The sequence below is a fragment of the Leptolyngbya sp. Cla-17 genome (genome assembly GCF_016807185.1).
In the GTDB taxonomy this organism is placed as follows: domain Bacteria; phylum Cyanobacteriota; class Cyanobacteriia; order Leptolyngbyales; family Leptolyngbyaceae; genus ULC077BIN1.
Window position 1 is genome coordinate 17637 of record NZ_JAEVYN010000006.1, and the last position, 14292, is coordinate 31928.

Annotated in this window: 12 protein-coding genes; 8 read left to right on the forward strand and 4 right to left on the reverse strand. The window is 50.1% G+C overall.

The annotated features are described in order from the left end of the window. Positions 1-409 precede the first annotated feature (409 nt). The 7 genes from JOY44_RS28955 to JOY44_RS28985 all read left to right on the forward strand — a co-directional run bounded on the left by JOY44_RS28955 (position 410) and on the right by JOY44_RS28985 (position 10181). Positions 410-2095 carry a hypothetical protein gene (locus JOY44_RS28955; RefSeq protein WP_171576888.1) on the forward strand — a complete coding sequence of 562 codons (1686 nt, stop codon included), beginning with the start codon at positions 410-412 and terminating at the stop codon, positions 2093-2095. 301 nt (positions 2096-2396) lie between these two features. After that, on the forward strand, positions 2397-5777 hold the full coding sequence (gene hsdR, locus JOY44_RS28960; protein WP_171576889.1) for a type I restriction-modification system endonuclease: 3381 nt from the start codon (positions 2397-2399) through the stop codon (positions 5775-5777). Continuing rightward, positions 5767-6450 carry an adenylate/guanylate cyclase domain-containing protein gene (locus JOY44_RS28965; protein WP_171576890.1) on the forward strand — a complete coding sequence of 228 codons (684 nt, stop codon included), beginning with the start codon at positions 5767-5769 and terminating at the stop codon, positions 6448-6450. Before hsdR ends, JOY44_RS28965 begins: the two co-directional genes overlap by 11 nt. A 26-nt stretch (positions 6451-6476) precedes the next feature. Beyond that, a complete protein-coding gene (locus tag JOY44_RS28970; RefSeq protein ID WP_171576891.1) occupies positions 6477-7949 on the forward strand; it encodes an N-6 DNA methylase in 1473 nt (490 codons plus the stop codon). A gap of 89 nt (positions 7950-8038) precedes the next feature. Continuing rightward, on the forward strand, positions 8039-8281 hold the full coding sequence (locus JOY44_RS28975; RefSeq protein ID WP_171576892.1) for a hypothetical protein: 243 nt from the start codon (positions 8039-8041) through the stop codon (positions 8279-8281). 2 nt (positions 8282-8283) lie between these two features. Next, positions 8284-8691, forward strand: coding sequence for a type II toxin-antitoxin system tRNA(fMet)-specific endonuclease VapC (gene vapC, locus JOY44_RS28980; protein ID WP_171576893.1), 408 nt, complete (start codon positions 8284-8286; stop codon positions 8689-8691). Then, on the forward strand, positions 8688-10181 hold the full coding sequence (locus JOY44_RS28985) for a restriction endonuclease subunit S (RefSeq protein WP_171576894.1): 1494 nt from the start codon (positions 8688-8690) through the stop codon (positions 10179-10181). Before vapC ends, JOY44_RS28985 begins: the two co-directional genes overlap by 4 nt. Positions 10182-10247: 66 nt before the next feature. Here JOY44_RS28985 and JOY44_RS28990 read toward each other — a convergent pair whose 3' ends face one another. The 4 genes from JOY44_RS28990 to JOY44_RS32680 all read right to left on the reverse strand — a co-directional run bounded on the left by JOY44_RS28990 (position 10248) and on the right by JOY44_RS32680 (position 13070). Continuing rightward, complete coding sequence (locus JOY44_RS28990) at positions 10248-11189, reverse strand: ParB/RepB/Spo0J family partition protein (protein WP_171576895.1); 942 nt, start codon at positions 11187-11189, stop codon at positions 10248-10250. Further along, positions 11189-11941 (reverse strand): ParA family protein, encoded by a 753-nt coding sequence (locus JOY44_RS28995; RefSeq protein ID WP_171576896.1) that lies wholly within the window; start codon positions 11939-11941, stop codon positions 11189-11191. Before JOY44_RS28995 ends, JOY44_RS28990 begins: the two co-directional genes overlap by 1 nt. Before the next feature lie 71 nt (positions 11942-12012). Then, on the reverse strand, positions 12013-12633 hold the full coding sequence (locus JOY44_RS32675; protein ID WP_197985788.1) for a PDDEXK nuclease domain-containing protein: 621 nt from the start codon (positions 12631-12633) through the stop codon (positions 12013-12015). Further along, positions 12633-13070 carry a DUF1016 N-terminal domain-containing protein gene (locus JOY44_RS32680; protein ID WP_197985789.1) on the reverse strand — a complete coding sequence of 146 codons (438 nt, stop codon included), beginning with the start codon at positions 13068-13070 and terminating at the stop codon, positions 12633-12635. The genes JOY44_RS32675 and JOY44_RS32680 overlap by 1 nt, the downstream gene beginning before the upstream one ends. A 527-nt stretch (positions 13071-13597) precedes the next feature. Between JOY44_RS32680 and JOY44_RS29005 the strand changes: the two genes are divergently transcribed. Next, positions 13598-14149, forward strand: a complete 552-nt coding sequence (locus tag JOY44_RS29005) for a tyrosine-type recombinase/integrase (RefSeq protein WP_203032219.1) — start codon at positions 13598-13600, stop codon at positions 14147-14149. The last annotated feature ends 143 nt before the right edge of the window (positions 14150-14292 follow it).

The window sequence follows — 14292 nt, forward strand, 5'->3', positions numbered from 1 at the left end:
GACATTTTCCCCGATCTGCGCTTAGATCATTCAAGCGACTCACTCCAGCCCACGTGCTGAGTGTAGATAAGCGCCCGATCACGAACCAGTTTTCCCGTTTGAAACTCCAGGAGGTCAGCCCGTGACATAGAAAACCCTTTAAAAAGTCAGAACCCCCACTGCTGTAACAGAAGGGGTGAAAGACTTGATTTAGTTCTGGATAGGATTCGGAGACTCTAACTGCGCCGTCGAAAAGCAAATGTTAGGTCATCCAGCTTTGCTATACAAATTTTAGTAGCAATTCGTCAAAAGGTGCAACATCTTTGACGAATTTCACTGATTTTGCATAGCTTCCTATCTGCCGTTCCTTCACAAGGCATAGGGAGTTCATCATGCATCGAAGATTTTGTGACTATTGGGAGGACAGACCATGACTCTGCCTCTCATCCCCTCATTCAAGGGGTTTGGAGCTAAACTCCAACCCAAACGTTCCCATCCCAGTCCTCAGTTTCAGTCAGTAGCAGAAGGGGAGGATACCTTCCTAGCGCTGTTTCCCCATCGCCATGACTACATCTGGGCAACGCATCCCCAGCCCACCGCCAAGCCAGAGTGGCAAACCGAAAGTCGTCACCCCCTCTCAGATCGCTTGATCCTTCAAGGCGGATATCTCTATGGGGTGCGCTTTGGACCGAAAACTAACTACCTGCTGTTCGATATTGATATCAGCAGCCTCTACCATCCCCGGCGTGACCCGTTTGCGATCGCGCGTCTGGTCGCTGCCCTGGAAGTGCTGGGACTGGTGAGCTACATTGCTGTGACCAGTTCTTACAGTGGCGGTCTGCATCTCTATTTTCCGTTTGAACGGGCGCAGAAGTCCTATGAATTGGCGGGGGCAGTACAGGCCCTGTTGGAGAACGCAGGTTTCGTTTTCTCTCCGGGGCAACTGGAACTGTTTCCCAATGATCGCGGGTTCGTAGACGGAAAGCCGACGCTGTATGCGGCTCATCGGCTGCCGCTCCAGTTGGGTTCTTATTTGCTTAACTCCAATTGGGAACCGATCTTTAGCACTCCAGCGGAGTTTGTGCACCAGTGGCAGTTTTGTCTACGTCGCAACCCGATTACGTCTAGAGCGATCAGGCAGGTGCTGAAGGCGGCAAAGCGGCGGCGCTTTAGTCTATCGGGCAAGGTGGACAAGTTCTTGAATGATTTGAATGCGGAGATTGAACCGGGTTGGAGTGGGACGGGGCAAACCAATCGGATTCTGGGACGAATTGCTTTAAGGACGTACATCTTTGCCAAGATTCTCTATGGCCATTGCTTGGAGGGCAAGGCGCTGGTGGAGAAGATGATGGAGATTGCGACTGCGCTACCGGGTTACCGGGAGTTTTGCCAGCATCAGCATGAGATTCGGCAGCGGGCGGAGGAGTGGGCACAGTCGGTTGAAACTACAACCCGCTATTTCCCTTACAAGGGGCGGAGGGCTAAACCGAATCGGTCTTCTAAGCCAGCGGAGACTCCAAGCTGGCATGAGCAGCAGTTGGAAGATGCGCGGGGGCGGATTAGCAGGGCGATCGCGCTCATGCTGGACTCTGGCACTCTGCCGATAGGGGCGACAGCGAGGTTTGGTGCTCTAACCCAAAGTGGCATTGGTGGGGCGACGCTCTACAGGCATAAGGATTTATGGCATCCCGAATATCTGATGCCTGTGGATAACCCCCCGCACCCCCCTAGTTTAGACATTGAGCGCGAAGGGAACGCGCCAAAGTGTCCAAGCTTATTAGCACTCAAGTCCAGTAATGCTCCATCTGGCAAGCATTTGAGCGGTGCGAAAGACTCGAATACTGACGCAATAAGTAGTAATACTCAAGAACAGAAGGAGGGGATTGAGTTTGTCAGGCAGAAATTGGCTGACGTGGAGGAGGTGCAGGCGTATAAACGGGCGGCTCAGTTGGAGCTTTGGCAGCGGTATGGGCAGCAAGGGGGGCAGGTTGCTCATCCTTCTCCGGCTCATGTGGACAAGATGCGGCAATGGCTAGAGTCGGGGGATGTAATTCTGGTGGCTGAGGCTGAGGTGTTTTTTGGTTTGATGCAGGAGAGTTTAAAGGGGTCTGAGTAGAAGGTTAATTCGTCATTCGGTGAGGTCGATTCAGTCAGCAACCTAACCACTTCAATCGATTAAAGTGGTTAGGCTCCTTTGGTTGTTTCCATTCCATGGGTTTCCCTAGCAGTATCCGTTGCTTCTCAGACCCGAGGTTAGGGGCAGCGCTAAATCTGGGAGAAGATGCGATAAGTCTAGACGCACCTAAATATTAGGGGGCTGTTTGGCTATCCTTAATTTGCTGAGTTAGAACTGAGTAGAAAAGGGGGATTCTAGAGGGACTCTGCCTCCCAACTTATTCTGTTTCTGGATCGGCACAATGCCATTATCCCCAAATTTTGAGTTTCTTAAAGTACACGACCCTCAACTTGTTAGGCTTGGTAGTCTGGCTGAACGCTACTTTGTCGATGACCCCAATACTTGCCTGATTAAGTTACGGCAGTTTGGAGAAGTTTTGGCACAGCTAACGGCAGCAAAAGTCGGGATGTACGCTGATTCAGAAGAGAAGCAAGTTGATTTACTGCGGCGATTGCGCGATCGCGGCGTTGTGAAGGGTGAGGTTGACCGTCTCTTTCATGAGCTACGTAAGGCTGGCAATAGTGCCACCCATGGGTTAGCTGGTAATCAGCGCACGGCTTTAAGTGGTCTCAAGTATGCTCGTGCGCTAAGTATTTGGTTCCATCGGGTCTTTTCCGGCGAGACTCCAGAGGAGCGGCTTCGCCTACGCACTTTTGACCCTGGTCCATTCATTCCACCTACTGATCCTGCCGTTGAGACCCAGGATCTCCAAGCTGAGTTGGCACAGCTACGGCAAGAAGTGCATGCTAGTCTTTCTGCTACGGCGGCGGCAGAGGCTCTGGCGCAAGCAGAAGCCCAACGGCGGCTGGAAGCGGAAGCCTTAGCGCAGGAAGCAGAGGCAAAGGTAAAGGAGGTTCAGACCCACCTCATTCAGATTCAGAGTCAAGCGGCTGGAGCATCGCAGCAAGCGATTCAACAGACGATCGTTCAAGCACAAGTTGCCGAAACGCAAGTCAGTTTGGATGAGCGGGAGACTCGACGGTTGATTGATGCCCAACTCCGGGCGGCTGGGTGGGAGGTGGATTCGGAGCTCTTAACCTTTGCGAGTAGAGCACGGCCACAAAAAGGTAAGAATCGGGCGATTGCGGAATACCCCACAGCGAAAGGACGAGCAGACTATGCCCTCTTTATAGGGCTGCAAATTGTCGCATTCGTTGAGGCTAAACGCCAGAGTAAAGATGTCTCTGAAGGGGCACTCAACCAGGCAAAGCGCTATAGCCGGGGCTACGAGCCTCAGGGTGATGAGATATCATCTGGCGGACCTTGGGGAGAATTTAAGGTGCCGTTTGTCTTTGCCACCAATGGTCGTCCATTCTTGCAACAGCTGCAAACAAAGAGTGGCATCTGGTTCTGTGACTTACGTCGTCCTGATAATCTACGCCAATCCATCGCGACCTGGTACAGTCCGCAGGGACTGATGGAGGCGTTGAAGCAGGACATCGACCAGGCACAGGCTAAGCTCCAGCAGGAACCATTTAACTACGGCATTGCACTACGGGACTATCAAATCCAGGCGATCAAAGCAGTCGAAGCGGCTCTGGAACGAGGGCAAAGAGAGTTGCTGGTAGCGATGGCAACCGGCACTGGCAAGACCAAGATGTGCATTGCACTGGTCTATCGACTCTTGAAAACAAAGCGCTTTCGGCGAGTGTTGTTTCTGGTTGATCGCACCGCGTTAGGAGAGCAAACAGCCAATGCCTTCAAAGACTCTCGCATGGAGAACCTCCAGACGTTTGCAGATATTTTCGAGCTGAAGGAACTGAAGGACGCAGCGCCAGAGACGGACACCAAAGTGCAGATTGCCACTGTGCAGGGCATGGTCAAGCGCATTCTTTATCCCTCTGACGAAACGGCAATCCTCACTGCCGACCAGTATGACTGCATTGTCGTGGATGAGTGTCATCGGGGCTATTTGCTCGATCGAGAATTGAGTGATTCCGAGCTGGAGTTCCGCAACTTTGATGACTACATCTCTAAATATCGGCGCGTGCTGGATCAATTCGATGCGGTCAAGATTGGTCTTACAGCCACCCCAGCCCTGCATACCACACAGATTTTTAACGAGCCCGTTTACACCTACACGTATCGGGAAGCCGTGATTGACGGTTGGCTGATTGACCATGAACCACCCTTTCAGATTAAAACCCGACTCTCGGAAGAGGGCATTGTCTGGAATGCAGGTGACCAGATGGAGTTCTTCAATCCTCAGACGGGGCAGCTTGACCTGGCTCATGCCCCCGATGCCGTCAAAATTGAGGTGGAGCAGTTCAATAAGAAGGTGGTAACGGAAACGTTTAATCGGGTGGTCTGTGAAGCGTTGGCACAACACATCGATCCGTCACTGCCTGAAAAAACGCTGATCTTCTGCGCTACTGACCACCATGCTGACATTGTGGTCTCCCAGTTCAAACAAGTATTGCAAGAGCACTATGGCAGTGTGGATGATGAGGCGATCGCCAAAATTACAGGCGCAGCAGATAAACCACTGGAACTGATTCGCAAGTTTCGTAATGAAGTCAATCCCAAAATTGCGGTGACGGTCGATCTGCTGACAACGGGGATTGACGTACCGCCGATTTGTAACCTGGTATTTATCCGTCGGGTCAACTCTCGCATTCTCTACGAACAAATGCTGGGAAGGGCCACTCGCCGCTGTGACGACATTGGCAAAGAGGTGTTTCGGGTCTTTGATGCGGTGAGGCTGTACGAGGCGATCGCTCCCGTTTCAACCATGAAACCTCTGGTGGTGAACCCCAAGCTCTCGTTCACTCAACTGGTGGAAGAATTGGGCACCGTCACAACACCCGATGCCGTAGACAGCATCATCGATCAGCTCTTATCGAAATTTCAGCGTAAGCGCAGGCACCTCAGCGAGAACAGCCAGGAACAACTGGAGCAGTTGGCTGGGATGCCGCTTCAGGACATTGTGCCCCATCTGAAGCAGAGTGGTGCGGCTCAGGTGCGGGACTGGTTTGAGCAGCGCAAGGCGATCGCTCAAATTCTGGATCGTCAGGATGGTGGCACGCAACCGATCCTCATTTCCTATCATGCTGATGAGTTAGTTGGGATTGAACGGGGCTATGGCGTGTCTGAAAGTGGGGTGCCCTACGGCAAACCTGGAGACTATCTCGACAGCTTCAAAGCCTTTTTGCAGGACAACCAGAACCAGATTGCGGCTCTAACTGTGGTGGTGCAACGCCCCCGTGACCTGACGCGCCCTCAGCTTAAGGAGTTGAGAATGCTACTGGATAATGCGGGCTACTCAGAGACGATTTTGAGATCGGCGTGGCGGGACTCAACCAATGAAGATATTGCCGCGTCGATTATCGGCTTTATTCGGCAGGCGGCGTTGGGCGATGCGCTGGTGCCTTATGGCGATCGCGTTGATCGTGCTTTAAAGAAAATCCTCGCTAGCCAGAACTGGGCTCCACCGCAGCGCAAGTGGTTGGAGCGCATTGGCAAGCAGTTGAAGGTGGAAGTCATTGTTGATCGGGAATCGTTGGACAATGGCGAGTTTAGAACTCAGGGGGGCGGGTTTGATCGCCTCAATAAGTTGTTTAACGGTCAGCTAGAGACGATTTTGGCGGGCATCCGCGATCAACTATGGCAAGATGTCAGTTAACGTCCAACCCATAGCCGTCATCCTGATCAATATGTTGAATGAATCTGATGAGAGTGATGAATTACTGAAGCAAGATCGTGAACCGGAAACTTTACTCAGCGGCGAGGAGAAGGAAATCTCGGTTTTGTTCATTCATCTTTATGGATTTGAACGCTTGGCAGAACAAATGGACGTTGAACTCCGTGTTGAATTTTTTAACCAATATTTTGAATCAATGGTAGAAGCTATTTTTGAGTGTCAAGGCAGATTAGACAAATACATTGGCTCAACCATTATGGCTGTGTTCGGTTCACCACTACCGCTCGAAAACCATGCATTGATGGCGATTAAAGCCGCATTACAGATGCGGGAGCAATTGCCAGGCATCAATCGTCACTGGTTTCCAAACGAACCACAGCCATTGACGATTGGCATTGGCATCAATACCGATCAGATTTTTCAAGGATATGTGGGAACTCCTCAAGCGGCGGAATTTACAGCCGTTGGACATGGCGTGAACGTGGCAAACCACTTGAGTCAACAGGCACAACACTATGGGTGCGACATTTTAATTGGGCAAAAGACTTATGAAAGTTCTGCTGCGTCTATTCAAGCGAGGGAAAGAGACTTGACTCAACTGACACCTGAGGGAACCCCAGTCAAAGTTTATGAATTGATTGGATTGCATACTTAATTGTTGTTGCCGCACCAAACCCTTTTATGACCGCTACTACCGACATCGTTCAAAAGCTTTGGAATCTGTGCCATGTTCTGCGGGATGATGGCATCACCTACCTGCAATATGTCACTGAGTTGACCTACCTGCTGTTTCTCAAGATGATGCAGGAGACGGAGCAGGAGTCACAGTTGCCAGAGGGCTATCGTTGGGGCGATCTGGTCAGCCGAGATGGGGTGGAGCAACTGACTTTTTACCGAGCGGCCCTGTTGCATTTGGGTTCTGAGGCAACGTCACTACGAGTACAGGCTATTTTTGCCAACGCACAGACCGCGCTAAAGCAGCCGCGCATTCTCAAGAAGCTGGTGCAGAGCCTCGACGAACTGGACTGGTATTCGGCGAAGGAAGAAGGCTTGGGCGACCTGTATGAAGGGTTGCTGGAGAAGAATGCTAGTGAGAAGAAGTCAGGCGCAGGGCAATACTTCACGCCCAGACCGTTGATTGATTGCATGGTGTCGTTGACCCAGCCGCAACCGGGGGAACTGGTGCAAGATCCGGCAGCGGGCACGGGCGGTTTTTTAATTGCGGCAGACCGTTATATTAAAAAGCGCACCGATGACCTGTTTGACCTGAGTGAGTCGGAGCAATCATTTCAGCGGCACCACGCGTTTTACGGCATTGAACTGGTACAGGATGCCCATCGGCTCTTGCTAATGAACATGATGCTGCATGGTATTGAAGGCGCGGTCGATCTGGGCGATACACTCTCATCGGATGGGCAGCGATTGGCTAAGGCAAATGTGATCCTGACGAATCCGCCGTTTGGGACGAAGAAGGGGGGGGGGTTGCCGTCGCGGGAAGACTTCACCTATGCCACGTCAAACAAGCAGTTAGCATTTTTGCAGCATATCTACCGCAATTTGAAGCCGGGAGGACGGGCTGCCGTGGTGTTGCCGGATAATGTGCTGTTTGAGGATGGGCAGGGACGATCGATTCGGGCTGACCTGATGGATAAGTGCAACCTGCATACGATTCTCCGGTTGCCGACGGGCATCTTCTACGCTCAGGGGGTGAAGACGAATGTGCTGTTCTTCCAGCGAGGCACGACCGAGAAGGGCAACACAAAGGTGGTTTGGATTTACGACATGCGAACCAACATGCCCAGCTTTGGTAAGCGCATTCCGCTGACGCGCGAACACTTTCAGGCGTTTGGGCAGTGCTATGGGGATGACCCGAACGGGAATAGATCACGAGTCGATCAGGGAGAAGAGGGACGCTTCCGCTGCTTCACGCGGGAGCAGATTACCAAACGGGGTGAAAACCTGGATATTTCTTGGCTGCGGGATGAGAGTTTGCAGTCGGGGGATGACTTGCCGGAACCGGAGGTGATTGCCACTGAGATTATGGAGAAGCTACGGATTGCGACGAAGGAGATGGAGGCGCTAATGGTGCTACTGGAAGGGGAGGAAGCAGCGGAAGCTGTGAGCGCTTCGGTAGGTCTGCCCACCGTAGAATAGGAGGATTCGCGATCGCGTCTTAGCCGAAGTCATTGATATCTGATTGAGCGAACTCGAATGCCAGTTGAGTGAAAAGCAAGGAGGAAACGATGCAACAGATTAAAGTCCGTCAACGAGTGGGGACAGATGGCATTTTGCATCTGGAGATTCCTACAGAAATTCATGAAGGCGAGGTAGAAGTGACGGTGAGTTATCAGCGTATACAGCTACCCGTAGAGCCTGAACGATCACTGGCTGACTTCTATGGGATTTGTGCCGATGATCCGATCGTCGTTGATGGCGGAGGCGTTGATGACAAGCTAGACGATGATATGGAAGAGGCTTTTGATTAGCGATGCTCTATCTGCTGGATACAAATGTTTGTGTGATGTATATGAACGGTCGGTCTCAGCTAGTTCGAGATCGTGTGCTTTCCACTCCAACTAATGAAATGGCAGTATGTTCTGTGGTCAAGGCAGAGCTTTTTTATGGATCAATGCGAAGCAGTAATCCCGCTCGTTCTCTAGAGAGACAACAAGGTTTTCTAAGTCGGTTTGTCTCTTTGCCTTTTGATGATGAAGCAGCCTTGCTGTTTGGGCAAGTTCGGTCTCAGCTTGATCGTCAAGGAACCCCGATCGGCTCGTATGACCTGCAAATTGCTGCCATTGCCCTTACCCATAACCTGACGCTGATTACCCACAACACAGCCGAATTTAACCGCGTGGATGGTTTGCTGCTTGAAGATTGGGAGATCGAAGCGTGAGTGACGAATTAATGGAATTGCCAGAAGGTTGGGAGTGGATAACGTTTGAAGAATTAGTTGTTAACCACGACGGGAAAAGGGTACCTGTAAGTAGCACTGACAGACAAGAACGACAAGGGAAATTCCCATATTACGGTGCTTCTGGAATTATTGATTATGTTAACGATTATCTATTTGATGGCGATTTCCTACTAATTGCTGAAGATGGAGCTAATTTAATCAGCCGATCTACCCCTATTGCCTTTGAGGCAACTGGAAAGTTTTGGGTAAATAATCATGCTCATGTTGTGGAACCGTTGAAAGAGATAATCCTCACCTCATATCTACGGGATTATTTCAATTGCACGGACTTAAAATTCTATATTTCTGGATCAGCACAACCGAAACTTAACCAAAAAAATCTTAATCGCATCCCAATTCCCCTGCCGCCACTCAATGAGCAAAAGCGGATTGTTGCAGCGATCGAGGCATTGAGAGAGCGGAGCCAGAAAGCGCGATCGGCTCTTGTAGCCATCCCTGAGTTGTGCGACAAGTTCCGGCAATCTGTCCTCGCCGCTGCCTTCCGGGGCGACCTCACTGCCGACTGGCGCAAACAAAACCCAGACGTTGAACCTGCTTCTGTGTTGTTGGAGAGGATTAAAGATGACCGCTACAAAAATTGGGAATTAGAGCAACTTGCCAAGGCGAGTCACAGAAGCACAAAGTTAGACAGTGGAAAAATGAGGATGAAGTATGAACTTCCAACTTCTCCTCAAGAGGATCGGCTTTTTAGGGAATTAGAAGAATGTATTCCTGATAGCTGGGCAATTACAAGCTTAGACAGTGTAGCAAGATTGATTACTGGTAAAACTCCTTCTACATCCGAAGCTGATTACTGGGATGGAGAAATACCGTTTGTAACACCAACCGAAATTGACCCATCAGGCTTTATCTTGCCATCGCGTAGATTAGTAACCCAACTAGGCGCGAAACAAGCCAAAACCATTCCAAGTAACAGTACGCTAATCGTATGTATTGGTACTGTTGGGAAAGTTGGTATCCTAAGCAATCCCTCAGTGGTTAACCAACAAATCAATGCATTAGTTTCTTTAAAGTCTGTGTCATACAAATTCATCTACTACTGGGCACAAGCACTACAGCCTTGGGTAGTAGCAAATGCCGCTGCGACTGTGAATGCAGCTATTCTTAACAAGTCCCGATTGGGTATGGCACCAATACCAATCCCTCCTTACCTAGAGCAGTTACACATAGTTTCAATGATTGAGGCCATGTTATCTGAAATATCTAGCCTAACTTCAAATACAACTAACGCGTATGAATGGCTTAACAGCTTAGATCGCTCCATTCTCACCAAAGCTTTTCGGGGTGAACTCGTCGAGCAAGACCCCAACGATGAGCCTGCCTCTGTGTTGCTAGATCGCATCCGTGCCGAGCGAGAGCAGCAGGCGCAGGGGAAGGCAAAGAAGCCTGGAGAAAAAAGCGGACAGTAGCACACACAAGCGCGATGTCCTTTAGGCTCTTTGTAAGCAGGTCAAAAGGAAAGCTCCATCAGCCTATCAAATCTCAGTCGTTAATTGATCTAATTCGGTCAATAGTTTAGTAATGCGATCTCGTTTCTTGCGATCGCCCCAAGTCTCACTCTTCCGCAATCGCTTGCTAATCTCACCCAATCGCTCAACCAGCACTTTCTCAGGGGTCGGCTCTGCTTCGGGTGCGAGTTCTTTAATCACTACCTTAATCTCATTCAGCGATAGGTTCTTAGCAATTGCCTGCTTGAGCAACTTAGACCGCTGCCCTTTATCTTTTACGCGGGCGATCGCCTGTGCTTTGGTATATGCCAGCTTCCCCTGGCGGAGAGCATTCAACACATCTTCCGGCAAATTTAGTAGCGGCAAGCGGCTAGAACGAAAGCTGTCAATGCTAAACCGACCCACTCCTGCCATCACATTTTGAACGGTTTCCAATTGGGACAAAACGTTTTGTCCCAATTCCTGACCTCGATGTTTTGCCCGATGCGCCTGATAAAACAACGAGGTCACATCTTCTCTCGTTGTCTCCAAGGAGATTGCCAGCAAATCAAGCACTGCATCCGTTTCTTCCACCGGGTTTAGGTCTTCCCGCTGTAAGTTCTCGATCAACGCAACCTGGATCGCCTGTCGATCGTCCAACTCGCGCACCACGATCGGAACTACTTTTAGCCCCACCTCGCGAGCTGCCCGCAACCGACGCTCTCCTGCAACCAATTCATACTCCCCATCCTTGAGAGGACGAACGAGAAGTGGCTCTAGAATGCCATGCTCCTTAACCGATGCAATCAGTTGAGCCAGCTTATCCGCATCGAAAAAGCGACGAGGCTGCTTTGTAGGCAGATGGATTTGAGCAAGTGAAGCAGATTGAGACGACTGCTCAACGTGTTCAGCCTCAGCGGGTGCCTCCCGGTTGAGAATTGCGGCGACATTGCGAAGTTGTGGTTTGAGTGCAGTTTTACGGGGTGGCACTATAAGGACTCCAGGCTTTGAGTAACAGCAGTCAGGACTGCAAGGGCAGGATGTTTGGGGTCATATAGCCCCAAGGGTAGGTGTTGCATAGAGGCATCGGCAAAGGCAACAGCCCGTGGAATGGGCAGGAAAACAGGTGCAACACCGCTAAATTGCTCCGTCACAGCCTGTAAGATTTCCTTTCCTTGAGCCGTGCGATCGTGCAGATTAGGAATGACCCCAGCAAACTTCAGGTCTGATGCAACCCCTTCCTGTTGAAGCTCATTGATTGTCCCCAACAGCAGATCCAGACCCACAAAGCTTTTATACTGCGTCTGCATTGGGATCAGGATATGTGTCGATGCCACCAGTGAGAGAATGCTTAGCACCCCCAGTGTCGGTGGGCAGTCGATCAACACAAAATCATAGTTCTGCTCAACTGGAGCGAGCGCCTTCTTGAGACGGGTCTCTTTCGCGATCGCGGTCGCCAACCTGACATCGGCTGCACTCAACGTCAAGTTGCTAGGCACCAAGTCCATCTGATGAATGTCATGCAGAATGGGGAGAGGTGCCCGGTCTAAAATACTTTGAGCGATCGTGTCCTCCAGCTCATGCGGCTGTAATCCCATGAATACTGTAAGGGAGGATTGCGGGTCCATATCTACTAATAGAACTCGATGTCCTCGCAAAGCCAGAGAGTACCCTAAGTTCATAGCAAGGGTTGTCTTGCCAGTTCCTCCAGCTTGGTTAAATAGTGAAATGACGTTGGTCACGGGCTGAGTCTATCGCTTACAGGGCTAGTGTACAGCGAGTTTACATAAACAAAACAGGGTAATTTGAAAAGCTAATCCTGTCCGTTCTCCAACTCAAAAATCGCTGCCTCTAACTCCATCTCTAACTGCTCAACGGTTGGTAGGCATTCTTGTAACGTAGATGGCAGCCCATCCCGTAACTTATAGGTGGAAACGCCAATCGGGTTATGCACAGTGTCCAGAGCAAATTCAACGACTGTCTTTTTCTTCGAGCGGCAAAGAATAATCCCGAGCGTGGGATTTTCGACATCGGTACGCAGAAGGTTGTTGACCGCTGAAATATAGAAATTCATTTTGCCGGAATACTCTGGCTTGAACTCGGTTACCTTCAAATCAATCACAATGTAGCAGTGCAACTTCAGATGATAGAAGAGCAGATCGATGAAGTACTCGTCGCCTTCGACCTCCAGGCGGTACTGGCTACCAACAAACGCAAAACCAATGCCCAGCTCTAACAGAAATTCGCGAATACGCTCCACCAAAGCCTTCTCTAAATCTCGTTCCTTAGCATTCTCAGTAATAGTGAGGAAATCAAAGTTGTATGGGTCCTTGATGATTTGATGAGCGAGGTCAGAGTCCAGACCTGGTAGAGTGCGCTCAAAATTGGTGATTGCCCCGCCTTGACGAGTGTAAAGGTTAGTTTCAATCTGCATCACCGGATGTCCCGGCTCCAGCCGTTCTCAAACGATTTTTGAGCATACCAAAGCCGCTGCTCAGGCGTCTTCAACTTATCTAGAAGCACCTGATTGTGCCGCCAGGGGATTTGTGCAGCGTAGCGCTGCACAAATTGCTCATCAGGATACGCTTCGGCAAACGCCCGCATATATTTGAGGTTGCGCGGTGAAAAGCCGCTCATGTCGGGAAATTCTCGTTTCAGGTCTTGCGCCAGTCGTTCAATGACCTTCGATCCCCAACCTTCCTGCTGCTGGCGGCTTAGTATTTCTCGCCCCATCTGCCAGTAAAGTACAATTAACTCGTTGTTGACGGCCAGTGCTGCTCTGATTTGCGCTTGCCGAATCCGTTCTTTCAGCGATCGCAAAAAGGTTGTGTAGTTTTCGTCAGTAGGGAATAAGGAAGCAGATTTTGACACAAGCAAGTCAGCTCTGAGGAACAAATAGATAATAGCGACTTGTGGAACGGAATAAGGTTTGTATTTCTACTGTATAGTGCCAAATAAAATGACATTGGGACAAATTGGTGTTATCAAGCAAATCTGATTGCTGCACCCTTTCAGCAAATGAGGGAGATGCAATTTACTCATTCTCTTTGTTTACTCGCAGCTAATGGCGCGAAGAGACATGCGCCACAGCCGTAATGATATTAATTTGGCACTACAGCAAATAATAAAATCACTGTACAGTTTCTTTCGATGCGTTCATTTATTCACAGATGAAACGGCGTTCACAATGTTGCTGCTTTAAGGATTAAGTGCTTTGCTGTGAACCGGCGTTAACAGCGCTAACAAAATCAGAAAAACTTATCAGTCATCCTCAGAATGGGACTTTCAGCCGTTAGCCCCGGGCGCTGAATCATAAGTTTTTCGTAATTCCACAAGTCCTCTTGGTCCCATCCCTATAAAGTATAGGAAACTCATTTGCTAAATTAACGAATGAGCAAATGAGGCAAGATTGTGAAATGAAGGTGAACCGGAACGGGCAGGCGGAAGTTTTGGCAGCGGATCAACTTGATGAACTGTTCGCCACGTTGCCTCATCCCCACCGTCTGATTGCCGCCATTTGTTATTACACCAGTTGCCGGGTGAGCGAGGCGATCTCGCTCCAGGTTGACGACCTTAGCAATGGACGCATCATCTTTAGACGGGCCAATACCAAGCAGAAACGCACGAAGGAAATCAGTATTCCAAGCAAGCTACAAGCGGAGCTGGACTTAGTCAACCTGCCTCAAACGGGGTACTTGTTTCCGGGTAAGTATGGCGGACATATCGCCCGGCAATCGGTGGATCATGCCATCAGGAAAGCAACGGACTATATCGGATTACAAGGGGTGAGCAGTCACAGTTTCAGGCGTACGGCCATTACGAAGATGTACCGGGCGGGTGTGGATCTGAAGACGATTCAGCAGCGTTCTGGACATGCCAGCATTGCCAATGTGGGGATTTATATTCAAGGGTTAGATGGGGCGGCGGATACGGCAGGGGAGTTACTTTGATCGCCAGCAAGGGCGATAGGGGTCTATTCATCAACCGTTAAGAATCTGGCTTGAATAGGTCAATGCGATCCACCTGTATCAAACATGATTTACCTACCCCTATGGATATATAGGTTGATTGACAAGTTGTTTTACAGAGTTTG

Coding starts and splice junctions, on each gene's coding strand:
- JOY44_RS28975 (WP_171576892.1), top strand. CDS start 8,039: ATGCAACAGATTAAAGTCCGTCAACGAGTGGGGACAGATGGCATTTTG.
- JOY44_RS28970 (WP_171576891.1), top strand. CDS start 6,477: ATGACCGCTACTACCGACATCGTTCAAAAGCTTTGGAATCTGTGCCAT.
- hsdR (WP_171576889.1), top strand. CDS start 2,397: ATGCCATTATCCCCAAATTTTGAGTTTCTTAAAGTACACGACCCTCAA.
- vapC (WP_171576893.1), top strand. CDS start 8,284: ATGCTCTATCTGCTGGATACAAATGTTTGTGTGATGTATATGAACGGT.
- JOY44_RS29005 (WP_203032219.1), top strand. CDS start 13,598: ATGAGGCAAGATTGTGAAATGAAGGTGAACCGGAACGGGCAGGCGGAA.
- JOY44_RS28955 (WP_171576888.1), top strand. CDS start 410: ATGACTCTGCCTCTCATCCCCTCATTCAAGGGGTTTGGAGCTAAACTC.
- JOY44_RS32675 (WP_197985788.1), bottom strand. CDS start 12,633: ATGCAGATTGAAACTAACCTTTACACTCGTCAAGGCGGGGCAATCACC.
- JOY44_RS28965 (WP_171576890.1), top strand. CDS start 5,767: ATGTCAGTTAACGTCCAACCCATAGCCGTCATCCTGATCAATATGTTG.